The organism is Streptomyces stelliscabiei (assembly GCF_014873495.1).
GTDB classification, from domain to species: Bacteria; Actinomycetota; Actinomycetes; order Streptomycetales; family Streptomycetaceae; genus Streptomyces; species Streptomyces bottropensis.
Map to the genome: position 1 here is coordinate 7392081 of NZ_JADBGF010000001.1, position 26706 is coordinate 7418786.

The 26706-nt window shown below is 70.3% G+C and carries 26 protein-coding genes and 5 tRNA genes; 19 read left to right on the top strand and 12 right to left on the bottom strand.

All coding sequences use genetic code 11. From position 1 onward, the window contains the following. Window positions 1-3: 3 nt before the first annotated feature. The 5 genes from H4687_RS32860 to H4687_RS32880 form a co-directional block, all read right to left on the bottom strand. A complete protein-coding gene (locus tag H4687_RS32860) occupies window positions 4-3240 on the bottom strand; it encodes a sensor histidine kinase (RefSeq protein WP_179860004.1) in 3237 nt (1078 codons plus the stop codon). Between the two features lie 398 nt (window positions 3241-3638). After that, window positions 3639-4214: a GTP-binding protein gene (locus tag H4687_RS32865; protein WP_013000460.1), complete on the bottom strand. Its 576-nt coding sequence runs from the start codon at window positions 4212-4214 to the stop codon at window positions 3639-3641. Further along, window positions 4195-4593: a DUF742 domain-containing protein gene (locus H4687_RS32870; RefSeq protein WP_037695902.1), complete on the bottom strand. Its 399-nt coding sequence runs from the start codon at window positions 4591-4593 to the stop codon at window positions 4195-4197. Before H4687_RS32870 ends, H4687_RS32865 begins: the two co-directional genes overlap by 20 nt. A gap of 111 nt (window positions 4594-4704) precedes the next feature. Then, on the bottom strand, window positions 4705-5118 hold the full coding sequence (locus H4687_RS32875) for a roadblock/LC7 domain-containing protein (RefSeq protein ID WP_005479910.1): 414 nt from the start codon (window positions 5116-5118) through the stop codon (window positions 4705-4707). 9 nt (window positions 5119-5127) lie between these two features. Further along, window positions 5128-9066, bottom strand: a complete 3939-nt coding sequence (locus H4687_RS32880; protein ID WP_046913010.1) for a sensor histidine kinase — start codon at window positions 9064-9066, stop codon at window positions 5128-5130. 606 nt (window positions 9067-9672) lie between these two features. Here H4687_RS32880 and H4687_RS32885 point away from each other — a divergent pair. From H4687_RS32885 to H4687_RS32925, 9 genes are all read left to right on the top strand, one after another. Further along, window positions 9673-9852 carry a hypothetical protein gene (locus H4687_RS32885; protein WP_005479907.1) on the top strand — a complete coding sequence of 60 codons (180 nt, stop codon included), beginning with the start codon at window positions 9673-9675 and terminating at the stop codon, window positions 9850-9852. A 232-nt stretch (window positions 9853-10084) separates the two neighbouring features. Beyond that, window positions 10085-10861 (top strand): fumarylacetoacetate hydrolase family protein, encoded by a 777-nt coding sequence (locus H4687_RS32890; RefSeq protein ID WP_046913011.1) that lies wholly within the window; start codon window positions 10085-10087, stop codon window positions 10859-10861. Continuing rightward, a complete protein-coding gene (gltX, locus tag H4687_RS32895; RefSeq protein ID WP_078907346.1) occupies window positions 10854-12329 on the top strand; it encodes a glutamate--tRNA ligase in 1476 nt (491 codons plus the stop codon). The genes H4687_RS32890 and gltX overlap by 8 nt, the downstream gene beginning before the upstream one ends. A 101-nt stretch (window positions 12330-12430) precedes the next feature. Continuing rightward, window positions 12431-13162, top strand: a complete 732-nt coding sequence (locus H4687_RS32900; RefSeq protein ID WP_046913013.1) for an HAD family hydrolase — start codon at window positions 12431-12433, stop codon at window positions 13160-13162. 91 nt (window positions 13163-13253) lie between these two features. After that, window positions 13254-13325 (top strand) — tRNA-Gln (locus H4687_RS32905). 43 nt (window positions 13326-13368) lie between these two features. Next, window positions 13369-13441, top strand: a tRNA-Glu gene (locus H4687_RS32910). A gap of 62 nt (window positions 13442-13503) precedes the next feature. Further along, window positions 13504-13576, top strand: a tRNA-Glu gene (locus tag H4687_RS32915). A gap of 23 nt (window positions 13577-13599) precedes the next feature. Continuing rightward, window positions 13600-13671: transfer RNA gene (locus H4687_RS32920), tRNA-Gln, on the top strand. Window positions 13672-13717: 46 nt separating this feature from the next. Next, window positions 13718-13790, top strand: a tRNA-Glu gene (locus H4687_RS32925). Between the two features lie 82 nt (window positions 13791-13872). Here the strand turns inward: H4687_RS32925 and H4687_RS32930 are convergent. Next, entirely contained in the window at window positions 13873-14517 is a 645-nt protein-coding gene (locus tag H4687_RS32930; protein WP_046913014.1) for a MerR family transcriptional regulator, read from the bottom strand. 81 nt (window positions 14518-14598) lie between these two features. Here H4687_RS32930 and H4687_RS32935 point away from each other — a divergent pair, with 81 nt between their 5' ends. After that, on the top strand, window positions 14599-15108 hold the full coding sequence (locus tag H4687_RS32935) for a DUF4188 domain-containing protein (RefSeq protein ID WP_046913015.1): 510 nt from the start codon (window positions 14599-14601) through the stop codon (window positions 15106-15108). 176 nt (window positions 15109-15284) lie between these two features. Here the strand turns inward: H4687_RS32935 and ndgR are convergent, their stop codons facing one another. Next, the gene (gene ndgR / locus H4687_RS32940; RefSeq protein ID WP_003993203.1) at window positions 15285-16001 is read right to left on the bottom strand and encodes an IclR family transcriptional regulator NdgR; all 717 of its coding nucleotides are present in this window, start codon (window positions 15999-16001) and stop codon (window positions 15285-15287) included. A gap of 193 nt (window positions 16002-16194) precedes the next feature. Here ndgR and leuC point away from each other — a divergent pair, with 193 nt between their 5' ends. The 4 genes from leuC to H4687_RS32960 all read left to right on the top strand — a co-directional run bounded on the left by leuC (window position 16195) and on the right by H4687_RS32960 (window position 19529). Next, window positions 16195-17619 carry a 3-isopropylmalate dehydratase large subunit gene (gene leuC / locus H4687_RS32945; RefSeq protein ID WP_046913016.1) on the top strand — a complete coding sequence of 475 codons (1425 nt, stop codon included), beginning with the start codon at window positions 16195-16197 and terminating at the stop codon, window positions 17617-17619. A 6-nt stretch (window positions 17620-17625) separates the two neighbouring features. Then, entirely contained in the window at window positions 17626-18219 is a 594-nt protein-coding gene (leuD, locus tag H4687_RS32950) for a 3-isopropylmalate dehydratase small subunit (RefSeq protein WP_046913017.1), read from the top strand. A 288-nt stretch (window positions 18220-18507) separates the two neighbouring features. After that, window positions 18508-18738, top strand: a complete 231-nt coding sequence (locus H4687_RS32955) for an SCO5555 family protein (RefSeq protein ID WP_020665515.1) — start codon at window positions 18508-18510, stop codon at window positions 18736-18738. 137 nt (window positions 18739-18875) lie between these two features. Next, a complete protein-coding gene (locus tag H4687_RS32960; protein ID WP_046913018.1) occupies window positions 18876-19529 on the top strand; it encodes an HU family DNA-binding protein in 654 nt (217 codons plus the stop codon). Window positions 19530-19616: 87 nt separating this feature from the next. Here H4687_RS32960 and H4687_RS32965 read toward each other — a convergent pair whose 3' ends face one another. Next, window positions 19617-19820, bottom strand: a complete 204-nt coding sequence (locus H4687_RS32965) for a hypothetical protein (RefSeq protein ID WP_005479889.1) — start codon at window positions 19818-19820, stop codon at window positions 19617-19619. Between the two features lie 9 nt (window positions 19821-19829). Continuing rightward, entirely contained in the window at window positions 19830-20480 is a 651-nt protein-coding gene (gene cofC, locus H4687_RS32970; protein WP_046913019.1) for a 2-phospho-L-lactate guanylyltransferase, read from the bottom strand. A 165-nt stretch (window positions 20481-20645) separates the two neighbouring features. Here cofC and H4687_RS32975 point away from each other — a divergent pair, with 165 nt between their 5' ends. From H4687_RS32975 to H4687_RS32985, 3 genes are read left to right on the top strand one after another with little or no spacing between them, the layout of a single operon-like run. Continuing rightward, window positions 20646-21458, top strand: a complete 813-nt coding sequence (locus tag H4687_RS32975) for a lysophospholipid acyltransferase family protein (RefSeq protein ID WP_046913020.1) — start codon at window positions 20646-20648, stop codon at window positions 21456-21458. After that, a complete protein-coding gene (locus H4687_RS32980) occupies window positions 21455-22465 on the top strand; it encodes an NAD(P)H-dependent glycerol-3-phosphate dehydrogenase (RefSeq protein ID WP_046913021.1) in 1011 nt (336 codons plus the stop codon). Before H4687_RS32975 ends, H4687_RS32980 begins: the two co-directional genes overlap by 4 nt. A gap of 59 nt (window positions 22466-22524) precedes the next feature. Continuing rightward, on the top strand, window positions 22525-23682 hold the full coding sequence (locus tag H4687_RS32985) for a D-alanine--D-alanine ligase family protein (RefSeq protein WP_046913022.1): 1158 nt from the start codon (window positions 22525-22527) through the stop codon (window positions 23680-23682). 102 nt (window positions 23683-23784) lie between these two features. Here H4687_RS32985 and H4687_RS32990 read toward each other — a convergent pair whose 3' ends face one another. Both H4687_RS32990 and H4687_RS32995 read right to left on the bottom strand, forming a co-directional pair. Next, the gene (locus H4687_RS32990) at window positions 23785-24306 is read right to left on the bottom strand and encodes a DUF3515 family protein (RefSeq protein ID WP_046913023.1); all 522 of its coding nucleotides are present in this window, start codon (window positions 24304-24306) and stop codon (window positions 23785-23787) included. A gap of 20 nt (window positions 24307-24326) precedes the next feature. Beyond that, window positions 24327-24560, bottom strand: a complete 234-nt coding sequence (locus H4687_RS32995; protein ID WP_005479877.1) for an Lrp/AsnC family transcriptional regulator — start codon at window positions 24558-24560, stop codon at window positions 24327-24329. Between the two features lie 227 nt (window positions 24561-24787). On the opposite strand from H4687_RS32995, the gene H4687_RS33000 reads away from it, so the two are divergent. Both H4687_RS33000 and thiD read left to right on the top strand, forming a co-directional pair. Next, window positions 24788-25753, top strand: a complete 966-nt coding sequence (locus H4687_RS33000) for a thiamine-phosphate kinase (RefSeq protein WP_046913024.1) — start codon at window positions 24788-24790, stop codon at window positions 25751-25753. Further along, complete coding sequence (thiD, locus tag H4687_RS33005; protein ID WP_046913025.1) at window positions 25750-26559, top strand: bifunctional hydroxymethylpyrimidine kinase/phosphomethylpyrimidine kinase; 810 nt, start codon at window positions 25750-25752, stop codon at window positions 26557-26559. Before H4687_RS33000 ends, thiD begins: the two co-directional genes overlap by 4 nt. Here the strand turns inward: thiD and H4687_RS47605 are convergent. Continuing rightward, window positions 26534-26662 (bottom strand): hypothetical protein, encoded by a 129-nt coding sequence (locus H4687_RS47605; RefSeq protein WP_257034341.1) that lies wholly within the window; start codon window positions 26660-26662, stop codon window positions 26534-26536. The two genes, thiD and H4687_RS47605, sit on opposite strands and share 26 nt — an antisense overlap. Between the last annotated feature and the right edge of the window lie 44 nt (window positions 26663-26706).

The following is a 26706-nucleotide window of genomic DNA, read 5'->3' on the forward strand; positions in this document are numbered from 1 at the left end:
ACACTAACGCTCCTGGTTGTAGGTGCTGTCAGGCCCACTGTGGTGATTCCTAGTGGCCTGGCCGTTCGTTTCACTGCTTGCGTTGCGCCCACGCTGGACACCCCGGCGCAGGTTGCTCAGCCTGCCCCGGACGTCCTCGGGAGCGCGGGAGATCTGTGGACCTCCCTGCGGGGTCGTCTGGGCGGCGCCCTCGACCAGGTTGGCCTTGGGCACCCGCCGCGGCAGGCCGGAGGAGGTGACCCCGCCCGCCTTGGGCTTCTTCAGCTGGGAGGCCTGCTGCCAGCGCGCGTCGTTGTCCGAGCGCCAGTCGCCGTTCGGTCCCCCGGCCGTCGGCTGGTCCTGGGCCACTTCCTGCCGTCCGTTCACGGCGCCCGCGCTCGTGCCGCCCATGCTCGCGGTGGATCCGCGGCGGGGCAGGCCGGCGTCGGTCAGCGCGTGGCCGGCGGAGGGTGTGGGTCCCGGACGGTCGAAGCCTACGCGGTCCGGCTCCTTCACGTCAGCGGCCTGCGAAGATTCCGGTTCCGGAGCGTACTCGGAGCGGTACGAGCTCTGGTAGTCCTGCTGCTGCGGCCAGTCGTCCTGATAGGGCTGCTCGTCGAAGCCCGCGTACGACTCCGGGGCGCTCGCGGCGGCTGCCGTGTGCTCCTCCTGGACGGACTCCGCATAGGAGGGCTCGGGGTAGCCGCCGGTGGCGGAGAACGTGTCGTTCCCGCCCGGCAGGTGCCCGTTGCCGTTCGCCATGCCGTTGCCGCCCTGGCCGAAGTACGTCTCGTCGTACGACGGCTGCTGCGGCTCCTCGTACGCCGTCTGCTGGTCGAACGACCGCTGCGGGTCCACGTAGGCCGTCGCGCCGTTGTCGTAGGACGGTTCGGGGGACTGGAAGTCGTCGCCGTAGCGCGGCGTCTGGCCCGGGGGCAGCTGAGGGCTCTGGTGCGCCTGCGACTCCAGGGCCGCACGGCGCTCCTCGCGTATCAGCGAGCGGCCCACGGGGTCCAGGTCGCGCAGGTCGTCCGGGATCTCGTAGCGGCTGTCGTCGAAGCCCAGCTCGGCGGCGGTCCGCATCGGGGCCACGGCCGGCTGCTGGAACGCGTGCTGCTGCTCCGGGATGATCTGCGAGACCGTGAACTGGTCGGCCGCCGGCTGCTGCTCGCCACCGCCACCGTGGGTGATGACGTCGGGGAGCATGACCAGCGAGGTCGTCCCGGCCTGCTCGCCCGAGGGGCGGAGCTGGACGCGGATGCCGTGCCGGTCGGACAGCCGGCCGACCACGAACAGACCCATGCGCTGCGAGATCGCGGCGTCCACGGTCGGCGGGTTGGCCAGCTTGTGGTTGATGTCCGCGAAGTCCTCGGCGGTGAGGCCGATGCCCTTGTCGTGGATCTCGATCATCACGCGGCCGTCGGGCAGTCGGGTCGCGGTGACGCGGACCTTGGTCTGCGGGGAGGAGAACGTGGTGGCGTTCTCCAGCAGCTCGGCGAGCAGGTGCACGAGGTCGGTCACGGCGCGGCCGTGGATCTCGGCCTCCGGGACGCCGGACAGCTCGATGCGCTCGTACTGCTCCACCTCGGAGGAGGCGGCGCGCAGCACGTCGATCAGCGGGACCGGCTGGTCCCAGCGGCGGCCGGGCTCCTCGCCGGCGAGGACCAGGAGGTTCTCGCCGTTGCGGCGCATACGGGTGGCCAGGTGGTCCAGCTTGAAGAGGTTCTCCAGCTGGTCCGGGTCGGCCTCGTTGTTCTCCAGGTCGGTGATGAGGGTCAGCTGGCCCTCGATCAGCGACTGGTTGCGGCGCGAGAGGTTGGTGAAGATCGCGTTGATGTTGCCCCGCAGCAGGGCCTGCTCGGCGGCGAGCCGGACGGCCTCACGGTGGACCTGGTCGAAGGCGCGCGCGACCTCGCCGATCTCGTCCGTGCTGTTGATGGGGATCGGCGCGACGCGGGTGTCGACGCGGCCGGGGTCGGTGCGCGAGAGCTGGTCGACCAGCATCGGCAGACGCTGCTCGGCGATGCCGAAGGCGGCGTTGCGCAGCTGGCGCATCGAACGGCTCATCTGGCGGGCCATGATCCCGGCGATGATGAACGCGGCGAGCAGGGCGACGATGACGATGGCGCCGTTGATGTAGGCGTCGCGCTGGGCGTCGGAGGCGATCTGTCCGGCCTCGGCCACCGCGCGGTTGATCAGCTCGGTCTCGACCTCGCTGTAGCCCTCGAACTTGAGAGTCGAGGCCGCCATCCAGTTCTGGTAGGTGACGCCCTGCTTCGCCAGGTCCTCGGGCGAGGCGCCGCTGCCGATCGCCTGGATCATCTTCAGCATGGTGTCCGGCGGCGGGACGTAGTTCTTGTCCTTGGCCGCGGCCTCGGCGGCCTGCTTCTTGCCCTCTTCGGTCTTCTGCGCCATGACCGACTCCAGGCGCGCGGCGTCGGCCTCGGTACCGCCGGAGACGTACTCCTGTACGGCGATGTTCTCCAGGTACGCGTACGAGGTGAACGCGGTGACCTGCTGACGGAAGATTTTCTGGTCCTCGCTGGGCCGGACCAGCAGGTGGGTGCCGATCGAGCGCTGCAGGGAGGCGGCGCCCTTGGCGAGCGTGACCGCGTAGACCGTACGGCCGTACGCGGTGATGTTGCCGGTACCGAGTCCCAGCTCGTTGGAGAACTCCGCCAGGAGGTGCTCGACGGTGACGTAGCCCTCTTCGGTCTGTACCGGGTCGGCGGCCCGGGTGAAGGCGGTCTGCCGGAGCTTCTCCAGCGCGGGCTCGGCCTCCTCCACCAGACGCAGCCGGCGCTCCAGGCCCTGCCCGGACGGCATTCCGACGACCTCCGCGTGGAAGGCGTCGGCCTTCTCGTCGGTGAAGGCGCGGGCGTCCTTGACGACCTCGCTGTCGCGGTCGCCGTCCAGCAGCGGCTGGGCGGAGATGTCCCGCTCGTTGAGGAGTGCCTCCGCGTAGACGCCGGCGGCGGATACGATCTTGGCGACCTTCTCCGCGTCCCGGGCGTCCTGCCAGGTGTCGATCGAGTTCTTCACCTGGAAGCCGCCCATGACCAGGCCGACCAGCACGGGTATGAGGAGGATCGCGTTCAGACGCGTGGGTACACGCCAGTTGCGGGGGGAGAGACGACTTCCGCTGGACGCGGGAGCTGCCGTCGGCTCCGGCCCGGTCACTTGTGCGGGTGCCGCTCCGCGCGGCGGCGGGGTGAAGTTGCCCCGCGCCGACGGCTCGGGACCTTTCTTGCTTCGCCTCACTCGACCAACAACCTCTCGGCGCCGGCACCTACGTCGTGCCGCGGGTGACTCCACGCCCTAGTACGTCTTTGACTAATGGGCAGTTCAGGCATTCCAGCACGTCACGCTGAGGACTTCCAAACACTGGGAGGCAACGATTCCGCGTGATGTAAGTCCCAGATAAAACGGTCATAAAGAGCGAGCCGCGCCAAAAAGCGGGGGCAAGGTGAGCGCAGTGGTACTGATCGACCGCGACGCGTGGTCGTACCACCCTATTTCTCTGTCGAAACGTTATGAACACCGGGGCCGACCGTGTCAAAGGACACAGCCGGCTCCGGTGTAACTACGACAACTGTCTTATGCGGTTGTGGACTTGGGTCCTGTTTTGGTCCCAGTCGTGGTACTTCGGCCCCGCGGAACTACCGCAGCCGTGCCATGAGGGCGTGCTCGACGAGGGTGATCAGGGCCGACTTGGCGTCCGCGCGGTGGCGGGCGTCCGTCGTGATGATCGGGGTGTCGGGCCCGATCTGGAGTGCCTCACGTACCTCGTCCGGCGTGTAGGGCTGGTGCCCCTCGAAGCCGTTGAGGGCGATGACGAAGGGGAGGCCGCTGTTCTCGAAGTAGTCGACGGCGGGGAAGCAGTCGGCGAGGCGGCGGGTGTCGACGAGGACGATGGCGCCGATGGCGCCGCGGACGAGGTCGTCCCACATGAACCAGAAGCGGTCCTGTCCGGGGGTGCCGAACAGGTACAGGATGAGGTCCTGGTCGAGGGTGATGCGGCCGAAGTCCATGGCGACCGTGGTGGTCGTCTTGTCTCCGGTGTGGGTGAGGTCGTCGATGCCCGCGGACGCGGACGTCATGACGGCCTCGGTACGCAGCGGGTTGATCTCCGAGACGGCCCCGACGAACGTGGTCTTGCCCACGCCGAAGCCACCCGCCACCACGATCTTCGCCGAGGTGGTGGCCCGCCCCGATTCAGAGCTTCCGAAGTCCACTGAGAACCCTTTCCAGCAGAGTCACGTCCGGGGCACCACCGGCGTTCTCGTCGCCACCGGGCTGGTGGATCGCGACGAGTCCGGCCTCGGCGAGGTCCGCGACAAGGATCCGTGCCACACCGAGCGGCATGGACAGCAGGGCCGACACCTCGGCCACCGACTTCACCTCGCGGCACAGGTGACAGATCCGCTGGTGCTCGGGGAGCAGTCCCGTCAGGTGCGCGGGGTCTGCCGTCGTGCTGATCAGCGCCTCGAGGGCGAGCTGGTAACGCGGCCGCGTCCGGCCACCGGTCATGGCGTACGGCCGAACCAGAGGCTGGTCGCCCTCGTCTCCGTACGGCTCTGCGTACGGATCGTGAGGAGCGGTGGGCGGGGTCATTGATCCTCCGAGCGGGACAGCATGTCGGTCAGTCGTGCCGTCTGACGGGGGCCGGTGGGGGGACTGTGTCGGCCTGACGGTGATGTGGTGAGGTCTGTGGATCCGCAGGCATCAGTGGAGCAGACTGCCTTGGAGTTCGGCGCGCAGATCGGGCGTGAGCACGGCACCCGCGCGGTCGACGAGCAGCGCCATCTCGTAACCGACCAGGCCGATGTCGCACTCGGGGTGGGCGAGTACGGCCAGGGACGATCCGTCGGAGACGGACATCAGGAACAGGAAGCCGCGTTCCATCTCGACCACCGTCTGGGCCACGTCCCCGCCCTCGAAGATCCGGGACGCCCCGGCCGTGAGCGAGGTGAGTCCGGAGGCGACGGCCGCGAGCTGATCGGCACGGTCGCGCGGGAAGCCTTCCGACATCGCCAGAAGAAGGCCGTCGGCGGACACGACGACGGTGTGGGACACCCCGGGGGTGTTGTCCACGAAGTTGGTGATCAACCAGTTGAGGTTCTGTGCCGCTTGGCTCATCTGGCTCAACTAACGCTCCTGCTGGTGAGTGGGGCTCGGGAAGCTGCCGGTCTGGCCGTTGCCGGCCTGTCGACCCTGCGCGATGCCCCGACGGAGATTGGTCAGCCGGCCGCGTACGTCGTCAGGCGAACGCGAGACCTGCGGACCGGTTTGGTGCTGTTGCTGCTGAGCCGTGCCCGGCACGAGGTTCGCGCGCGGGACCCGGCGCGGCAGGCCGGAGGTGGTGACCCCGCCCGCCGAAGGCTGTCGGGCACGTTCGGCCTGGCGGACCAGGTCGTCGTTGGGCGTGCTGCGCCAGCTGGTGGAAGCGGGCGCGGCGGGGCTCGCCGGACGCTGAGGAGCGGCCGGAGTCTGGGGAGCGGGGGCGGCAGGCTGCTGCGGCGCGGAACCGTTGCTCTGCTGTCCCTGCTGCTGGCCGTTCTGGCCGTTCTGGCCGCCCTGACCGTGGAACCAGTTGGTCTCCAGCGTGTCGTAGAGCGGGGTACGGCCGTCCATCGGACCCGTCGCCGGGGGCAGTGCCTCCGGCTCCTGCGGGCGCGCCGGACGCTGTGGCGGCACCGGGGGACGCTGCGGCGGCACGGGCGGGCGGGGCGCGTTGAAGCCCTCCCCGTTGACCTGCGGCCGCTCGAACTGACCGGTGTCCTGGGAGTTCTGCCGGCCCGGCGCGTCGTACCGCCCGGGGCCCTGGCCGTTCTGCCGGCCGGGCGCGCCGAACTGCGCCGGGTCCTGCGGACCGGGTCGGCCGGGAGCACCGAACTGGCCGGTGCCCTGCGGGTTCTGCCGTCCCGGCGCCGGGAACTGGCCCGTGCCGGAGCCGTCGTAACCCGTCACGGCGAACTGGCCGGTGGACGACGGGTCATGCGAGGCACCCCGGGACGGACCGGTGGGCGCCGGCGGAGCACCGGCCCCGCCGTAGACGTCGGAGCGGATGTAGGAGCCGGTGCCGTCCTGTGCGGGCGTGCCCGCGCCGGGGCGGCGGCTGTCGAAGTCGGCACCCGGGTTGTGCGGGAAGTCCGCGGGCGAGCCCGGAGCCTGGCCGGGGTCGACGCGCGGCATCGGCGCGGTGACGTCCGGCTGCTCCTCGTGGCCGCGCGGGGCGTCCAGCGAGGCGCGCGGTACCGGAGGCTGCGCGTTGTCGTCGCTCCAGCTGGGCGTCCGCGACGGGGCGTTGCCCCCGGGCAGCTCGGCGCGCGGGCCACCGCGGCCGGGCAGCTGCGGACGGCGCCTGCCGGAACGTTCCTTGCCCTGCTTGGGCGGTACGGCGCCCGGACCGCCGTCGGCCGGGCCGGGACGGGACGCGCCGGTGTCACCGGGACCGCCGGCCGGGCGCAGGCCCGAGCCGGTCGGGAAGCCGCCCTGGCGTCCGGAGTCGTCGAAGCTCTCGAAGCCGTTCGCGCCACCGGTCCCGGCGGCCTGGAGGCCCTGCGGGGCACCGGGCGCCTGACCGCCGCCGAACGCACCGCCGCCGCCGAACCCGCCGGCACCGGCGCCCGCCGGAGGCCGGCCGCCCTGCGGGGGCACCGGCGGACCCCCCTGGGGACCACGCGGGCCACCGGGGTTGCCGAGACCGCCCGGACCACTGGGGTTGCCGGGCAGCGCGGCCCGCGGGCCCTGGCCCGCGCCGACCTGCCCACGCTGGGGGGCACCACCGAGGAGGCCACCACCGGCGGAGGGGCCGCCGAGCGGCGGACCCGACTGGTTGCCGGCCTGGCGACGCGCGGCGGCGGCACCGGCCGCGGCCTGTGCGGCGGCCGGACCACCGGTGGAGGGAGCGCCCTGGCCGGGCTTGCCCGGGGTGGGCTTCTTGTTGCCCTGTGCCACGTCGACGGGAAGCATGACGAGCGCGGTCGTACCGCCCGAGTCGGACGGGCGCAGCTGGATACGGATGCCGTGGCGCTGCGACAGCCGGCCGACCACGAACAGACCCATGCGGCGGGAGACCGAGACGTCCACGGTGGGCGGCGAGGCGAGGCGCTCGTTGATCGCCGCGAGGTCCTCGGGGGAGAGGCCGATACCGGTGTCGTGGATCTCGATCAGCACCCGGCCGTCGGGCAGTGCGTGACCGGTGACCTTGACCTTGGTCTGCGGCGAGGAGAAGGAGGTGGCGTTCTCCAGCAGCTCGGCGAGCAGGTGCACGAGGTCGTTGACCACGCGGCCGGCGACCTCGGTCGTCGGCACGGAGGACAGTTCGATGCGCTCGTACTGCTCCACCTCGGACGCGGCGGCGCGGAGCACGTCGACCAGCGGGACCGGTCGGGTCCAGCGGCGGCCGGGTTCCTCACCGGCGAGGACGAGGAGGTTCTCGCCGTTACGGCGCATGCGGGTGGCGAGGTGGTCGAGCTTGAAGAGGGAGGACAGCTGGTCCGGGTCGGCCTCGCGCGACTCCAGTTCGGAGATGAGCGACAGCTGACGCTGGATGAGGCCCTGGGAGCGGCGCGAGAGGTTGGTGAACATCGCGTTGACGTTGCCCCGCAGGAGGGCCTGCTCGGCGGCGAGGCGGACGGCCTCGCGGTGCACGTCGTCGAAGGCCGCGGCCACCTGGCCGATCTCGTCCCGGGAGTGCACACCGACGGACTCGACTGAGGTGTCGACGTCCTGCGGATCCGACTCCGACAGCTGCTTGACCAGCTCGGGCAGCCGGTCCTGGGCGACCTTGGTCGCGGTGTCCTGCAGCCGGCGCAGCGAGCGGATCATGGACCGGGCCACGACGAACGCGCCGACCAGGGAGACACCGAGGACGAGGAGGATCAGCGCACCGGAGATGATCGCCTCTTGCTCCGCGTCGGCGCGGAGGTTGCGGGCGGTCTGTTCCATCTCCTCGAGGAGCGAGCCCTCGATCTTCTTCATCTGCTCGATCTTGGCGGCGGAGTCGTCGGTCCAGTCCTTGTACGAGCGCTTGTCCTGCCCGCCCAGACCGCCCGCGCTGGCGAGGACCCGGTCCGCGTAGACGTCGGAGGCCTCGATGGTCGGGCTCGCGTCGTCGATCGGCCTGGTGAGTTCCTCGGCACCGGAACCGTAGATGTCGGAGAAGGTGCTGCGGTCGGACTCCTCGTTCGCCAGCGCCGCGTTCGCGTACAGCCGGTCGTTCTCGGAGAGCTTGCCGGCCTTGTCGTCGGTCTCGGGCAGGGCCGCCGCGATGACCGCGCGCTGCACGGAGGCGTACTCCTTGGCGGAGGAGAACGCCGCCAGGGCACGGGTCCGCTTGATCATGTCCGGGTTGCTGGTGGCCTCGGCCATGTCCGTGGACAGGTCCAGCAGCTGGTCGACGAGGCGGTGGTAGGCCTCGACCGTCTGCGTGGAGTTCTTGGGGTCCACGTAGGCGTTCTTGCGGATGGTGCTCAGGTTGTAGAGCTCGCGCACGACCCGGACGAGGCTGTCGCGCACACCGGGCATCTTCTCGGTGGTGTTCGCGGTCTCGGCGGCCTGGGTCGCGTCGGTGAACTGGACGCGGGCCTGGTCCGTCTTCTCGCGGGCGCCCTTGACCGTGTAGTCGTTGGCGTTCAGACCGTGCGCGAGGGGACCGGCGGACAGGTCGCGCTCCTGCTGGAGCGCGGTGGCCAGCTCGGTCGCCTGCTTGGTCATGTCCGTGAGCAGCCGCATGTTGTCGAGCTGCTGGATGTCGTCCACGTTGTCGCCGATGCGCAGGGCACCGAGCGAGGTCGCCGCCACCACGGGGAGCGCGAGCAGCGAGACCAGACGGGTGGAGATGCGCCAGTTGCGCAGGGCTATTCGGGAGCCGCTCGTGGCCCCGCCGTTGGTGCCGCCCTTGGATTTCCCGGACGCCTGGGGAGCAACTGACGCGCCGGGGCGCCCTGAGCGCTCCCCGCCGTCGCCGATCTCCGCCGGACCCGGGTTCTGGGCGTGCTGGGGGGAGGAACCGTTACCGGTTCCGTTGTGTGGCTCCGGCTCCGCCGAAGCGCTGCCATCCCTCTTGAAACGTCCCTGCACTAGCGTCGCAACCTCTGGACCAGGCGCCCCACCGCGTGAACGGCGGGACGGTGTCGGCGTCTTCGGGGGCGCCCTGAATACGTCCCCAATTGGTGGTCGTGAGTGACCGGCGCTGGCTCCCCCTCCCACCGCCGCCAGGCGCTGTTTCTTCTGCGCCCCTGCGCGCCGGCACGATCCTGCGGCGGTCCGTGGAATTCCAGCACAGTGCCGGATCTCCAACAAGGCCAATGGGTAACGGTCTGTTCACTGTGACAGCATGTGAGGACCGTGTCACGGGGCGTGGAAGGTGTTTGCGTCGATAACGGACATACCCGTGCGATCCCATGGCGTGAGCAGGGTGTCCTAGTCGCCATGATCAGGAGCGGAATGGGCGCTTCAGGTGCGTTATGCCCGTTTGGTGAAGGTGTATGGATGGCCTGAATTGACCGTTTTGCCCATGACTGAGTGAGCAAACTCACACGCCGATCATGCCTTCTTCACGACTTGACCCGGGAATTGGATGTTTAGCCTGACGCTTTACAGGGATGGCGAATCCGACAACCCGCGCTTGTGGGACGGCCCTTGCGGTCCGCCCGGCGCCCGCACACGACGAGGTCCAGGACAACAGTGAAGACGACGACGATGTTCCGCAACATAGCCAACCCCCGGCGCACGACGCTGGCCCACCTCGCCGACGCCGAGGACCTGCGCACGCCGGAGCAGGAGCACTCCGTCGACCTCCCCTCCCAGACCGCCAACCCCCGCCGGACGGTCCTGATGACGGTCCCGGTCCAGGCGGCGGAGTAGTTGCAAGCTCAAGTACGCAGGGAATCCGCCCCCCGCTCAACGCGGTTCCGGTGAAGATTTTCCCGAGACCCGTGCGGACTCCCGCGCGTACGCACGGCGAAGGGCGCCCGGCACACCTGCCGGGCGCCCTTCGCCCTGCGTGGGCGAGTAATGCGCGAGGCGGCCGCCCCGCCCCGCGTTAGCCTGGACCGTCATACTCCAGCCAGCTCAGTCAAGGGGGCGCAGGCATCCCGTGCGCATCGCCAGGTTCTCCATCGACGGGAACGTAGCCTTCGGCGCGATCGAGGGCGACAAGCCGGACGAGCTCGTCCTCGACATCATCAAGGGCATCCCGTTCGCGGACTTCCAGCTCTCCGGTACGAAGGTCCCGCTCAGCAAGGTCAGGCTGCTGCCGCCGGTGCTCCCCAACAAGGTCGTGGCCTTCGGCCGCAACTACGCCGAACACGCGCGCGAGCTGGGCAACGAGGTCCCGGACGCCCCGTTCGCCTTCTTCAAGCCGGCCACCTCGGTGATCGGCTCCGGCGACGACATCCAGTACCCCGCGTTCTCCCAGGAACTGCACCACGAGGCCGAGCTGGCCGTCGTCATCGGCCGGCTGTGCCGCGAGGTCCCGCGCGAACGCGTCAAGGACGTGATCTTCGGCTACACCTGCGCCAACGACGTCACCGCACGGGACGTCCAGAAGCGCGAGAAGCAGTGGGCCAGGGCCAAGGGCTTCGACACCTCCTGCCCGCTGGGCCCCTGGGTGGAGACCGACCTCGACCCGAGCGACCTGACCATCCAGCTCACCGTCAACGGCGGTCAGCGCCAGCTGGGCCGCACCAGCGAGATGATCAACTCCATCGAGGACCTGATCGTCAACATCACCGAGGCCATGACGCTGCTCCCCGGCGACGTGATCCTCACGGGCACCCCGGCAGGGGTCGGCCCCCTCAACGTCGGCGACGAGGTCGCCGTCACCATCGAAGGCATCGGCACTCTCACCAACAAGGTGATCAAGCGTGGCTAACGGCTCCGTCCGCGTACGTTTCTGTCCGTCCCCGACCGGCAACCCCCATGTGGGTCTGGTCCGCACGGCCCTGTTCAACTGGGCGTTCGCCCGCCACACCGGCGGCACGTTCGTCTTCCGCATCGAGGACACCGACGCGGCCCGCGACTCCGAGGAGTCCTACGAGCAGCTCCTGGACTCCCTGCGCTGGCTGGGCTTCACCTGGGACGAGGGCCCCGAGGTCGGCGGCCCCCACGCGCCGTACCGCCAGTCGCAGCGCATGGAGACGTACCAGGAGGTGGCCGAGAAGCTCAAGGACGCCGGCCGCGCCTACCCCTGCTACTGCACCGCCTCCGAGCTGGAGGAGCGCCGCGACGCCGCCCGCGCCGCCGGCAGGCCCTCCGGCTACGACGGCAAGTGCCGCGAGGTCACACCGGAGCAGAAGGCGCGCTACGAGGCCGAGGGCCGCGAGCCGATCGTCCGCTTCCGGATGCCCGACGAGACGATCACCTTCACGGACCTGGTCCGCGGCGAGCTGACCTTCACCCCGGAGAACGTGCCGGACTACGGCATCGTCCGCGCGAACGGCGCCCCCCTCTACACGCTCGTCAACCCCGTCGACGACGCCCTCATGGAGATCACCCACGTCCTGCGCGGCGAGGACCTGCTCTCCTCCACCCCCCGCCAGATCGCCCTCTACAAGGCGCTGATCGAGCTGGGCATCGCCAAGGAGGTCCCGTCCTTCGGGCACCTGCCGTACGTGATGGGCGAGGGCAACAAGAAGCTGTCGAAGCGCGACCCGCAGTCCTCGCTCAACCTCTACCGGGAGCGCGGCTTCCTGCCCGAGGGCCTGCTCAACTATCTCTCCCTGCTCGGCTGGTCGCTCTCCGCCGACAAGGACATCTTCACGATCGAGGAGATGGTCGCCGCCTTCGACGTCGCGGACGTGAACCCCAACCCGGCCCGCTTCGACCTCAAGAAGGCCGAGGCGATCAACGCCGACCACATCCGTCTGCTGGACGTGAAGGAGTTCACCGGGCGCTGCGCCCCCTGGCTGCAGGCCCCCTTCGCCCCCTGGGCGCCCGAGGACTTCGACGAGGCCAAGTGGGAGGCCATCGCCCCGCACGCGCAGACCCGTCTGAAGGTCCTCTCCGAGATCACGGAGAACGTCGACTTCCTGTTCCTGCCGGAGCCGGTGGAGGACGAGGCGAGCTGGGCGAAGGCCATGAAGGAGGGCTCCGACGCCCTCCTGCGCACGGCGAGGGAGAAGCTGGAGGCGGCCGACTGGGCCTCGGCCGAGTCCCTGAAGGAGGCCGTCCTGGCCGCCGGCGAGGCCCACGGCCTCAAGCTCGGCAAGGCCCAGGCCCCCGTCCGAGTCGCCGTCACCGGCCGCACGGTCGGCCTCCCGCTCTTCGAGTCCCTGGAGATCCTGGGCAGGGAGAAGACGCTGGCCCGGATCGACGCGGCCCTGGCGAAGCTGGCCGCTTAACCGCCGCGGACGAAGGGGGCGGCACCCGGGCATCCCGGTGCCGCCCCCTTCGTCGTCCCAACCTCCGGACAGGACGCCCGGCCCCGGGCTACCGTCGGATCATGGACATCAAGGCCGTGCTCTGGGACGTCGACGACACCCTTTTCGACTACACCGCGGCCGACCGGGCCGGCATGCGCGACCATCTCGCCGCCGAGGGCCTGCTCCTCGGACACGACTCCGTCGAGGACGCCCTGACCCGCTGGCGCGAACTGACCAGCCTGCACTGGCGGCGGTACGCGGCCGGCGAGGGCGACTGGGAGTCCACCCGCCGCGACCGGGTGCGGGACTTCCACGGGCAGCCCCTGAGCGACACCGAGGCCGACGCCTGGTTCGAGCGCTACATCGCCCACTACGAACGGGCCTGGACGCTCTTCCCGGACGTCGTGCCCGTCCTGGACGCGCTGGCCGCCAGCCACCGGCACGCGGTGCTGTCCAACTCCAGCCTCCCCGTCCAGGAACGCAAGCTCCGCGCGCTCGGCGTGTGGGACCGCTTCGAGACGGTGCTGTGCGCCGAGCAACTGGGCATCCACAAACCGGCCGCCGAGGCGTTCCACGTGGCCTGCGAGGCCCTGGAGCTGCCCCCGCACGAGGTCGCCTACGTGGGCGACCACCCGGAGATCGACGGCCGGGGCGCGGCCGACGCCGGACTGCTGTCGGTGTGGATCGACCGCGGCGGCCTCTACGCGACCGTCGACCCGCCCGTCGGGCCGCACCGGATCGCCACCCTCGCCGAACTCCCGGCGATCCTCGGCTCGGATACCCGTTTTGGAGCGCCGTCCACCTTCGGGTAATGTTCTTCCTGCGCCGCCGGAGAGCGGGCCGAAAGGCCTGGAACCGGAGACGCACACTAGAACAAGATCCCTTCAAGGGCTTGAGTTCCAGTGGCCTATGGTGTAATTGGCAGCACGACGGTTTCTGGTTCCGTTAGTCTTGGTTCGAGTCCAGGTAGGCCAGCTCGCAGAGCTCATCTGCACCAGTGGAAGATCGCTTCCACGAAGCCCCCGTTGTGTAGCGGCCTAGCACGCTGCCCTCTCACGGCAGTAGCGCCGGTTCGAATCCGGTCGGGGGTACAGATCCTTCCCGCGAAGGTGGCCAGGGTAGCTCCCACCACGCTCGATGCAGGATCGCTAGGGCCCCCGTTGTGTAGCGGCCTAGCACGCCGCCCTCTCAAGGCGGTAGCGCCGGTTCGAATCCGGTCGGGGGTACGCAAAAAAGGTATCAACCATATTGGTCTATGGTGTAATTGGCAACACTACGGTTTCTGGTACCGTCATTCTTGGTTCGAGTCCAGGTAGACCAGCTCGGACCTGCGGCGTTGTAAATTAAACGCGTGCAGGATCGCTAGGGCCCCCGTTGTGTAGCGGCCTAGCACGCCGCCCTCTCAAGGCGGTAGCGCCGGTTCGAATCCGGTCGGGGGTACGTGAATGAAGGCCCTCCACTTCGGTGGAGGGCCTTCGTCGTGTGCCCCCGGCCGGTCGTGTGCCCTGGCCGGCCGTCCCGGCTACTCGATGCCGTACCGCCGGGCCGACTCCTCCTCCTGGGCCAGCCGGTGCAGCGAGCGCAGCACCGGCTCGAAGAGCACCGCCGACGAGACCGCCTGCTCGACCATCTCCGTGTCGGACTCACAGGTCTCCATGCGGTCCAGGTCACGCGCGGCTGCCTGGTGCATCAACTCGGCGTACGGGGCCATGCTTTCGGCGTCGCACGGATAGCCGAGCCGCAGCAGCGTCGCGACCAGCGCCACCAGGGAACGGTGGACGGGGGAGAGGGCGCCGATCTCCCGCGCCGCGTCCCAGCCCAGCCGCTGCAGCAGCCGGTCCACCTCGGCCGTCGCGGCGACGGTGACCGGGTCCTCCTCGTCCGGGCCGGGGGTCTGCGGCAGGGCCCACAGGGCCGCGCCGAGCCGGATCGTACGGCCCAGCGACTCGTCGTCCACGTGCCGGAGCACCTCCCGGGCGTTCACCACCGGCACCTTGCCCACCTGGATCAACGCCCGCACCAGCCGCAGCCGGCGCAGATGCTCCTCGTCGTACTCCGCCGTGGTCGCGTTGACCTGGCGGCCCGGCGCCAACAGGCCTTCACGCAGGTAGTACTTGATCGTCGCCGTGGACACCCCGCTGCGCTCGCTCAGCTCCGCCAGCCGCATCTCTCTTGCGCCTCTCCTTGGGAAGTGTCACTATCCAAGCACGGCAGTTCGGATAGTGCCGCTCACCAACCAGGGGGAGTCATGTTCGGAAAGCGGGTCGCGCCCGGCCGTACCACCGCGGCGGCCGAGGGCGAGGTGGTGGTGCTGCTGATCGGCACGCGGATCAACCACTTCTGGGCCGTGCACCACTGGGGTCCCGTGCTGACGGCGATGCCGCGGATGCTGCGGGAGCTGCGGAAGGACCCGGAACGGGGACTGCTGAACGCCGTGCTGCTGACGGCCTCACCGCGGACCTACTACGTCGTCCAGTACTGGGAGTCCAAGGAGAAGCTCTACGCCTACGCGCACGCGCCCGACGCGTTCCACCGTGTGGCGTGGGCGGCGCTCAACCGCAGGGAGCGCAAGGGGAAGTCGCGACAGCACGTGGGGCTCTGGCACGAGACCTATGTGGTGCCGGAGGGTTCGTACGAGTCGATCTACGCCGACATGCCCGCGTTCGGCCTCGCGGCGGCCACGGGGGTGCTGCCGCTGGAGAAGCGGGGGAGGTCGGCGAAGGAGAGGTTCGCTCACCGGCGGGGGGTCGGTGCCTAGCCTGCTGGCGTACTGGGCGCCGTGGGGGAGCTGTGTGGGGCGGCTGCGGGTGGATCGTGGTTGCTCGCGCGGTTCCCCGCGCCCCTGAAGGGCGCGGCTGCTGTCGCCCCATGAGAAAAGGCCTGCCGCGGCGTTGAGGCAGGCCTTTTCCCGTGGTCGGGCGGGGATGTGGTGGATCAACCGGTGCGGCGCAGGGCCTCCGAGAGACGGCCCGCGGCGTCGATGACCGCCTGGGCGTGCATACGGCCGGGGTGGCGGGTGAGGCGCTCGATGGGGCCGGAGACGGAGACGGCGGCCACCACGCGGTTCGACGGCCCGCGCACGGGGGCGGAGACCGAGGCGACGCCCGGCTCGCGCTCGCCGATGGACTGGGCCCAGCCCCGGCGCCGTACGCCCGAGAGGGCGGTGGCCGTGAAGCGGGCGCCCTGGAGGCCGCGGTGCAGCCGCTCCGGCTCCTCCCAGGCCATCAGGATCTGCGCCGACGAACCGGCCTTCATCGTGAGGGTCGAGCCGACCGGGACCGTGTCCCTGAGCCCCGAGAGTCGCTCCGCGGCGGCGACACAGATACGCATGTCGCCCTGTCGGCGATACAGCTGCGCGCTCTCGCCCGTGATGTCGCGCAGATGCGTGAGCACCGGGCCCGCCGTCGCGAGGAGGCGGTCCTCGCCGGCGGCCGCGGCCAGCTCGGCCAGCCGGGGGCCGAGGATGAACCGGCCCTGCATGTCGCGTGCCACCATGCGGTGGTGTTCCAGAGCCACGGCCAGGCGGTGGGCCGTGGGCCGTGCGAGTCCCGTGGCGCCGACCAGACCCGCGAGGGTGGCCGGACCGGACTCCAGAGCGCTCAGGACCAGGGCCGCCTTGTCCAGAACGCCGACGCCGCTACTGTTGTCCATGCAACGATACTCGCGTCTCACTCTGTGAAACGCAAGTTCAATTTCGCGTGGACCTTGCCACTCTGGAAGAAGAACAACGGCTCGCGGACCAACGAGCCCGGCGGCCGGCGCTCATACGAGGGGTACGTGCGCCCGCCACCTCCGATATCTCTAGTTGGGCCGGCGCTCGGACAAGCCGGCCGGAGGGAAAGCGATGGGTAGGACACTCGCGGAGAAGGTCTGGGACGACCACGTCGTCCGGCGCGCCGAGGGCGAGCCCGACCTCCTCTTCATCGATCTGCACCTGCTGCACGAGGTGACCAGCCCCCAGGCCTTCGACGGTCTCCGCAAGAGCGGGCGGAAGGTTCGCCGGCTCGACCTGACCATCGCGACCGAGGACCACAACACCCCCACCCTCGACATCGACAAGCCCATCGCGGACCCGGTCTCCCGCGTCCAGCTGGAGACGCTGCGCGCGAACGCCGCCGAGTTCGGTGTGCGTCTGCACCCGCTGGGCGACGTCGAGCAGGGCGTCGTGCACGTCGTCGGCCCCCAGCTGGGTCTCACCCAGCCCGGCATGACGGTCGTCTGTGGTGACTCCCACACCTCCACGCACGGCGCCTTCGGCGGTCTGGCGTTCGGTATCGGCACCTCCCAGGTGGAGCATGTGCTGGCGACCCAGACGCTGCCGCTGGTCCGCCCGAAGACCATGGCCATCACGGTCGAGGGCGAGCTGCCCGACGGCGTCACCGCCAAGGACCTGATCCTCGCGATCATCGCCAAGATCGGTACCGGCGGCGGCCAGGGCTATGTCCTGGAGTACCGCGGCCCCGCCATCGAGAAGCTCTCGATGGAGGCCCGCATGACCATCTGCAACATGTCGATCGAGGCCGGCGCCCGCGCGGGCATGATCGCCCCCGACGAGACCACCTTCGACTACCTCAAGGGCCGTCCGCACGCCCCCGAGGGTGCGGACTGGGACGCGGCCGTCGCGTACTGGAAGACGCTGAGGACGGACGAGGACGCCGAGTTCGACGCCGAGGTGATCATCGACGGTGCCTCCCTGTCGCCGTTCGTCACCTGGGGCACCAACCCCGGCCAGGGCGCGCCGCTTTCGGCGTCGGTCCCCGACCCGGCTTCGTACGAGGACGCTTCGGAGCGCCACGCCGCCGAAAAGGCCCTGGAGTACATGGGGTTGGAGGCCGGCCAGCCGCTGAAGTCCATCGACGTGGACACCGTCTTCGTAGGTTCGTGCACCAACGGCCGCATCGAGGACCTGCGCGCCGCCGCCGACCTGATCAAGGGCCGCAAAGTCGCCGACGGCGTACGGATGCTGGTCGTCCCCGGCTCCGCGCGGGTCGGTCTGCAGGCCGTCTCCGAGGGCCTGGACGTCGTCTTCAAGGAGGCCGGCGCCGAGTGGCGGCACGCGGGCTGCTCGATGTGTCTGGGCATGAACCCGGACCAGCTGGCCCCCGGTGAGCGCTCCGCGTCCACCTCCAACCGCAACTTCGAGGGCAGGCAGGGCAAGGGCGGCCGTACCCACCTGGTGTCGCCGCAGGTCGCCGCGGCGACGGCCGTCCTGGGCCACCTGGCGTCCCCCGCCGACCTGACCGACACCCCCGCGCCCGCTGGAGTCTGAACAGCCATGGAAGCATTCACCACCCACACCGGCCGGGCCGTCCCGCTGCGCCGCAGCAATGTCGACACCGACCAGATCATCCCCGCCCACTGGCTCAAGAAGGTGACCAGGGACGGCTTCGAGGACGGACTGTTCGAGGCCTGGCGCAAGGACGAGACCTTCGTCCTCAACCAGCCCGAGCGCCAGGGAGCCACCGTCCTGGTGGCCGGCCCCGACTTCGGCACCGGCTCCTCCCGTGAGCACGCCGTGTGGGCGCTGCAGAACTACGGCTTCAAGGCCGTCATCTCCTCCCGCTTCGCCGACATCTTCCGCGGCAACTCGCTCAAGAACGGCCTGCTCACGGTCGTCCTGGAGCAGGAGATCGTGGAGGCGCTGCAGCAGCTCGCGGAGAACGACCCGCAGGCCGAGATCACGGTCGACCTCCAGTCCCGCGAGGTGCGCGCCGAGGGCATCACCGCCTCCTTCGAGCTGGACGAGAACTCCCGCTGGCGGCTGCTGAACGGGCTGGACGACATCTCCATCACCCTCCAGAACGAGGCCGACATCTCCGCGTACGAGGCCAAGCGGCCGTCGTACAAGCCGAGGACGCTGAAAGTCTGATCCGCCCGGCGCGAGCCACCCGCCGGGCGGCCCGTGCAAGGCGCATTCCAGCCACCGCGACACCCCCAGGTACCCCCAATCGGGCACGGTTGGGGGTACCTGCATGTCCGGGTTCGGAGACCTTCGAAGTCATGTGCAGAAAGGTTTCAACTCCCCTAGTTACAAAGGTGATTGCTGGGGTACGCGCACCATGGTGTGGCATCGACCGGCAGTGCTCCTCAGGTCTCCGGAAGGCGGCAGTTGCCCCCTGCGCAGGCGACAACTCGCCCCAGATGGCACAATCTGTGCATGGAACACGACGGCCAACTCGAGCTCTATACGGCGGTCGCGGGCCAACTCAAGGAAGCGCACGCAAGAGTGCGCGCACTGCAAGTCCCGGAGGGCGTACGCATGGCGCTGACCCGGAAGCTGCTGGTCATTACGGCCGTGGCCAAGCACGATCTCGCCGACGCGGCAAGGCGGCTGGAGGGCTTCACGACGGACCTCGACGAGGGGCGAATGCCCGTAGAGGACCGCTGAGAGAACTCCGTGGCTGCCGAGTTCGTTGCGGCACAAGGGTGATAAGCCCGTTTCGTGTTTGATTTGCGGTATATATCTGCCTAACGTGCGAAAAGCTTGAACACTTTCGTTCTGGCGATGTCTCCGAAGGGGAAGACGTGAACAAGGCGCAGCTCGTAGAAGCGATTGCGGACAAGGTCGGCGGGCGTCAGCAGGCCGCCGACGCGGTCGACGCCGTTCTGGACGCCATCGTCCGCGCGGTCGTCGCCGGGGACCGGGTGTCGGTCACCGGCTTCGGTTCGTTCGAGAAGGTCGACCGGCCGGCCCGTTACGCCCGCAACCCGCAGACGGGTGAGCGGGTTCGGGTCAAGAAGACCTCCGTGCCGCGTTTCCGCGCGGGCCAGGGTTTCAAGGACCTGGTGAGCGGTTCGAAGAAGCTTCCCCGTGGTGGCGAGGTCGCGGTCAAGAAGGCGCCCAAGGGCAGCCTGAGCGGTGGGGCTTCGGCGACGGTCAAGAAGGCGGCGGCGAAGAAGACGGCCGCCAAGAAGACGACCGCCCGCAAGACCACCTCGGCCGCCGCCAAGAAGACGACGGCCGCCGCGAAGAAGACCACGGCGAAGAAGGCGACCGCGAAGAAGACGACCGCGAAGTCGACCGCCGCGAAGAAGACCACGGCGTCGAAGTCGACGGCCGCCAAGAAGACGGCCGCGAAGAGCGCGCCGGCGAAGAAGGCCACGGCCAAGAAGGCCCCGGCCAAGAAGTCGACGGCTCGCAAGACGACCGCGAAGAAGACCGCCGCCCGCCAGGCATAGGGCGCCTGGTACTCACACGCGCCGGGCCGGGCTCCTGATGGTGGAGCCCGGCCCGCGGCGTGTTCCGGGGAAGATCCCGGCAGGAGTTCAGAACGTCTGCAAGGTGATCAGGGTGATGCGCAGGGTCTCCCCCTCGCCCTCCGTCTCGATCCTGACCCGCTGCCCCGGGCGGAGCAGACGCAGGGCGCCCGCGTCGAAGGCCGGGGCGCCGAACGGGACCGGGGTGCCGTCGTCCAGGAGCACCTGGCCGGTGCGGGTGGCGGGGTCGTAGGTGTACGCGGTGGCCTGCATGGCCGCAGCCTACTGGCCGGGGATCAGCAGGCGCGCGGCGGCCGCGGCCGTCCGGGGGCCGACGCCGAGGCCGAGCGCGGCGCGGAGGTCGTCACCGGTGTCGACGTCCTGGCGCACGGAATCGACGGCGGTGACGGCGAGTTCCACGGCGCCGGAGCGACGGTGGCGCACCCGGGAACCGGGACCGAAGACGGGGGCGAGATCGTGACCGGGGGCCGCCGCGAGCAGGGTGGTGCCGGTGCCGGCCGCGTCCGGGAGGAAAGAGCGGGGGAATGCGGCGGCCGCGTTCAGCACCCGGGTCAATTCCCCGGGGCGCAGCGCGGGCAGATCGGCGTTCAGGGCCGCCACGGGGCTTTGCGGGCGTACATCGCGCACGACGGCCGTTCCGTGCCGCAGGGCGGCGTTCAGACCGTCCCCGGAGTCGCCGCGGGGGTCCTCCGGGACGGTGTGGGCACCCAGGGCGGCCAGTTCGCGCGCGGCGAGGGGGTCGTCCGTGACCACCACCACACCGGACACCGCCGTGGCGGCCAGGGCCGCGGCCACGGTGTCCTGGGCGAAGGCGAGGGCCAGGCCGGGGCGCACCGCGTCGGCGGCGGTGTCCGAGAGCCTGCTCTTGGCCCGCGCCAGGGGCTTCACGGGTACGACCAGGGTCCACTGCACGGGCGTTCCGTCCCTCTCTTGTCGCCGCCATTGTCACCTGGGCGCAATGGGCGGCCGTAGGGCGGGGCGTACGGTGTTCTCGACAGACCGGCAGCCCGGGGCGACACTTGTGCGGCTCCGGGCCCCCGGAACAGGCCCTGGGAAGTCCTAGAGGAAGGTGTCCGCGTGCCCCGCCGGAGAATCGGCTTCTGGTACCGCCTCGCCGCGGTGATCGCCAAACCGCCCCTGGTGGTGCTGATCAAGCGGGACTGGCGTGGAATGGAGAACATTCCGGCCGAGGGTGGATTTATCACCGCCGTGAACCACAATTCGCATGTCGATCCCTTTGCGTACGCCCATTATCAGTACAACAGCGGCCGGGTTCCGCGTTTTCTCGCGAAGAGCGGTCTCTTCGGCAAGGGATTCATCGGTGCCGTGATGCGCGGCACCGGTCAGATTCCCGTCTATCGCGAGAGCACCGACGCGCTGAGCGCCTTCCGGGCCGCCATCGAAGCCGTCGAGCGCGGCGAGTGCGTCGCCTTCTACCCCGAGGGCACCCTGACCCGCGACCCGGACGGCTGGCCCATGACCGGCAAGACCGGCGCCGCGCGGGTCGCCCTGCAGACCAGGTGCCCGGTGATCCCGGTCGCGCAGTGGGGCGCCAACGAGCTGCTGCCGCCGTACGCGAAGAAGCCCCATCTCCTGCCGCGCAAGACCCACCACGTGCTCGCGGGCCCGCCCGTCGACCTCACGCGCTTCTACGGCCAGGAGATGAGCCCGGACCTGCTGAAGGACGCCACGGAGGTCATCATGGCCGCCGTCACCCGCCAGCTGGAGCAGATCCGCGGCGAGCGGGCACCCGAGACCCCGTACGACCCGAAGCGGGAGCGGATCGAGCAGCGGCGCAGGAGCGCCGCCGCGGTCGAGCACCGGCGGCCCGAGCAGCACAATGGGGCACTGCGGGGACAGCGACGTCAGGAAGAGGGGCAGGGCAAGTGAGCAAGCCGGTCAAGGCGGCAGTGTTCGGCACCGGTTCGTGGGGCACCGCCTTCGGCATGGTGCTCGCCGACGCGGGATGCGACACCGTGCTGTGGGGGCGGCGTCCGGAACTCGCGGACGCGGTCAACTCCACCCGAACCAACCCGGACTACCTGCCCGGGGTGCGACTCCCGGAGAACCTGCGGGCCACCGCCGACGCCGCCGAGGCCGCCGCCGACGCCGACTTCACCGTCCTCGCCGTGCCCTCCCAGACGCTGCGCGCCAACCTCGCCGACTGGACCGGGCTGCTGGCGCCCGACACCGTCCTCGTCTCGCTCATGAAAGGCGTCGAACTCGGTTCCGCCATGCGGATGAGCGAGGTGATCGAGGACGTCGCCAAGGTCGGGCAGGACCGGGTCGCCGTCGTCACCGGGCCCAACCTGGCACGCGAGATCGCCTCCCGGATGCCGGCCGCCTCCGTGGTCGCCTGCACCGACGAGGCCGTCGCCCAGCGGCTCCAGGCCGCCTGCCACACCCCGTACTTCCGCCCGTACACCAACACCGACGTCGTCGGCTGCGAGCTGGGCGGCGCGGTGAAGAACGTCATCGGTCTCGCCGTCGGCATCGCGGACGGCATGGGCCTCGGCGACAACGCCAAGGGCTCGCTCATCACGCGCGGTCTCGCCGAGACGACCCGCCTCGGCCTCGCGATGGGCGCCGACCCGCTCACCTTCGCCGGACTCGCGGGACTCGGCGACCTGGTGGCGACCTGTTCCTCGCCGCTCTCCCGCAACCACACCTTCGGCACCAACCTCGGCAAGGGCATGACCCTCCAGGAGACCATCGCGGTCACGAAGCAGACCGCCGAGGGCGTCAAGTCCTGTGAGTCCGTACTGGACTTGGGGCGTCGGCACGGCGTCGACATGCCCATCACGGAGACGGTCGTCGACATCGTGCACGACGGCAAGCCGCCGGTCGTCGCCCTCAAGGAGATGATGTCGCGCAGCGCCAAGCCGGAGCGACGCTGAGCGAAAGCGACCGTATGGGCACTGACTGGCCCAGTACCAACGGGTACTCTCGACGCGATATGAGCACCGAGAACCTCCCCCAGAGCCCTGAGCAGCCGTCCCGCAAGCCGCGCGTGGCCGTCGTCTTCGGCGGCCGCAGCTCGGAACACGGGATCTCCGTGGTCACGGCCGGCGCCGTGCTGCGCTCCATCGACCGGACCAAGTACGACGTCCTGCCGATCGGTATCACCCGGGAGGGCCGCTGGTTCCTCACCGCCGACGAACCGGACCGCATGGCGATCACCGACCGCCGTACGCCGAGCGTCGAGGAACTCGCGGAGTCGCGCGAGGGCGGCGTCGTGCTCCCCGTCGACCCTGCCAACCGCGAAGTCGTCTACAGCGAGCCCGGATCGGTCCCCAAGGCGCTCGGCGAGGTCGACGTCGTCTTCCCCGTCCTGCACGGTCCCTACGGCGAGGACGGCACCCTCCAGGGCATGCTGGAACTCTCCGGGGTCCCCTACGTCGGCTCGGGCGTCCTCGCCTCGGCGGTCGGCCAGGACAAGGAGTACATGAAGCGGGTGTTCACCTCCTTCGGGCTGAAGGTGGGCCCGTACGTGGTCATCCGGCCGCGCGAGTGGCAGCTGGACGAGGCCGCCGCCCGCAAGAAGATCATCGACCTCGCCGGTGAGCACGGCTGGCCCCTCTTCGTGAAGCCCGCCCGCGCGGGGTCCTCCATCGGCATCACCAAGGTCGACGACCTCGCCGGTCTCGACGAGGCGATCGCCGAGGCCCAGCGCCACGACCCCAAGATCCTGGTCGAGGCGGCCCTGCGAGGCCGTGAGATCGAGTGCGGCGTCCTGGAGTTCGAGGACGGTCCCCGCGCCTCCGTCCCCGCCGAGATCCCGCCCCCCGAGGCGCACGCGTACTACGACTTCGACGCCAAGTACATCGACTCGACCCCCGGCATCGTCCCGGCGCCGCTGACGCCGGAGGAGACCGCCGAGGTCCAACGGCTCGCCGTCGACGCCTTCGACGCGGCGTCCTGCGAGGGCCTGGTCCGCGCGGACTTCTTCCTCACGGAGGACGGCGAGTTCGTGATCAACGAGATCAACACGCTGCCCGGCTTCACGCCGATCTCGATGTACCCGGCGATGTGGAAGGCGAGCGGCATCGCGTACCCGGAGCTGGTGGACCGCCTGATCCAGGCGGCGCTGCACCGTCCGACGGGCCTGCGCTGAGGCGGGCCCTTGATGGGCCGGAGGCTCAAAAGGTGCGCGGGGAACCGCGCGACCAGCCACAGGCCGGCCCGCATCCTCCCGACGGCCTCCCGAGGCACCCCCTCAGGAGGCGACCCCCTCAGGAACCGCCTTCTTGATGGCAGGCGCCAGCCCCACCAGGATCGGCGACGTGTCCTCGGCGGCCCGCTCGGCCGCCACCGTCACCTCCACGTACGCGGAGCGATTGGCCGTGGTGAAGCGGTAGGCGCCACCCTCCCGCTTCTCCATCAGCCAGTCCACCCCGTCGACGGCCCCGGCCACGGCATCGGCATCGCGTCCCTCCGCCACCCCGGGGTCGATCATCTTCGGCGGCCGGGGGACACCACAGCGCAGTATGATCACCGCGTCACCCCAGCCCGCCGTCAGCTCGGAGGCCGGCTGCGGATCCTGGCGGTCGAGACCGTCCACCTCGCGCGGCAACATCTCGTCCAGGTTCTGGCACAGTTTCACGGCGGCAGCCCCAGCGCTGGGAACCGCCGCCGAGCCGCCGTCGTCTGCTGAGGAGCAGCCCACGACGGCGATCAACGACACGGCCAGGACGGGCAGCCCGAGGCGAGCGGCGCGCCGGTGACGGAACGAGTTCACCGGCCAAGGGTAGACGGGGGCTACAGGTGCACGACCGGGCAGGTCAGGGTGCGGGTGATCCCGTCCACTTGCTGGACTTTCGCGACCACCAGCCGACCGAGGTCGTCGACGGTGTCGGCCTGGGCGCGCACGATGACGTCGTAGGGACCTGTCACGTCCTCGGCCTGGACGACGCCAGGGAGCTTGCTGATCGTGTCGGCGACGGTCGACGCTTTGCCGACCTCCGTCTGGATCAGGATGTACGCCTGTACCACGGAACCTCCAGGGCGGCCACGAGGATCATGTGGATCATGTCGGGAAAAGGAACGCCACGGTATCGCGTCGTCGGGCGCCGGGGGGAGACCCCTGGAGGCCGCGCCGCACGCACCGGGGGGCGCGGACGACGGAAGTTGACGGTCCACTCGACCGTACCGAGGACGACAACGGCCCGCGACCGGGCGCGAGTGACACTGCAAACGCCACGAGAAGGGGCGATACGACGATGAAGGGCACCGTGGGAGAGCTGGGGGAGTTCGGGCTCATCAGGGAGCTCACCTCCCGGCTCACCACCACCCCGGCGGTCCGGGTCGGTCCCGGCGACGACGCGGCCGTGGTGGCGGCGCCGGACCGCAGGGTCGTGGCGAGCACCGATCTGCTCCTGGAGGGGCGGCACTTCCGGCGCGACTGGTCCACGGCGTACGACGTCGGGCGCAAGGCCGCAGCCCAGAACCTCGCGGACATCGCCGCCATGGGGGCCGTGCCCACCGCCCTGCTGCTCGGTCTGGTCGCGCCCGCCGACCTTCCGGTGACCTGGGCCACCGAGCTGATGGACGGCCTGCGCGACGAGTGCCAGGTCGCCGGCGCGGCCGTGGTCGGCGGTGACGTCGTCCGCGGCGACACCATCATGATCTCCATCACCGCCCTCGGTGATCTGCGCAACCACGAACCCGTGACCAGGGGCGGAGCCCGGCCCGGTGACGCCGTCGCGGTCACCGGCTGGCTCGGCTGGTCCGCCGCCGGGCACGCGGTGCTCTCCCGCGGCTTCCGCTCGCCGCGCGCCTTCGTGGAGGCCCACCGGCGCCCCGAACCGCCGTACCACGCGGGTCCGGCGGCCGCCTCCCTCGGCGCGACCGCGATGTGCGACGTGAGCGACGGGCTGATCGCGGACCTGGGGCACATCGCGGAGGCGAGCAAGTGCCGGATCGACATCCGCTCCGGGGCGATCGACATCCCGACCCAGATGCACGACATCGGTCAGGCCGTCGGCGTCGACCCCCTCCAGTGGGTGCTCACCGGCGGCGAGGACCACGCGATCGTGGCGACCTTCCCGCCCGACGTGAAGCTGCCCGCGCGGTGGAAGGTGATCGGCGAGGTCCTCAACCCCTCGGCACTGCCCCAGGTGACCGTGGACGGGGCGCCCTGGACCAGCAAGGGCGGCTGGGACCACTTCGGGGACATCGAGTCATGACCCCGGCTCCCGCGCGCGTCCTCACCGTGGCCGGGTCCGACTCCGGCGGCGGGGCCGGTATCCAGGCCGACCTGAAGACGATGCTGGCGCTCGGCGTGCACGGCATGAGCGTCGTCACGGCGGTCACCGCGCAGAACTCCCGGGGCGTGCAGGGAGCCTGGGAACTGCCGGTCGAAGCCGTACGGGCCCAGTACCGCAGTGTCGTCGACGACATCGGCGTCCAGGCGGTCAAGACCGGCATGCTCGCCTCCGCCGAACTCGTCGAGGCGGTCGCCGAGTTGCTGGCGGCCACGGACGCACCGGTCGTCGTCGACCCGGTCGGCGTCTCCAAGCACGGAGACCCGCTCCTCGCCGCGACCGCGCTGGACTCCGTACGGACGCGGCTGCTGCCGACGGCCACGGTCGCCACCCCGAACCTCGACGAGGTCGCCCAGCTCACCGGCGTCGAGGTCCGGTCGGAGGCCGGGATGCGCGAGGCGGCCGAGGCCGTCCTGGCGTACGGGCCCCGGTGGGCGCTGATCAAGGGCGGGCATCTGCCGGGTGACGCCGTGGACCTCCTGACCGACGGCTCGGAGCAGCACTGGCTGCGCGCCCGCAGGTACGACAACCGGCACACGCACGGCACGGGCTGCACCCTCGCCTCCGCGATCGCCGCGCACCTCGCGCGGGGACTGAGTGTGCCGGAGGCCGTGACGGCGGCCAAGGAGTACGTCACCGGGGCGATCGCCGCCGGGTTCGCGCTCGGCGACGGGATCGGTCCCGTCGACCACGGCTGGGCTCTCACACGATCCGCTCCGGCGGGCTGACGTCGGTCGCCGACCGCTCGGTGAGGCGCCCGAACAGGGCGGGCATCGAGCGGACGGCCGCCGGACGGACGGGCATCGGGTGGTCGGCGAACGGCCGGGGCATGGCAAAAAGCCGGCCCACCTGACGGTGGACCGGCTCTGAGCAGC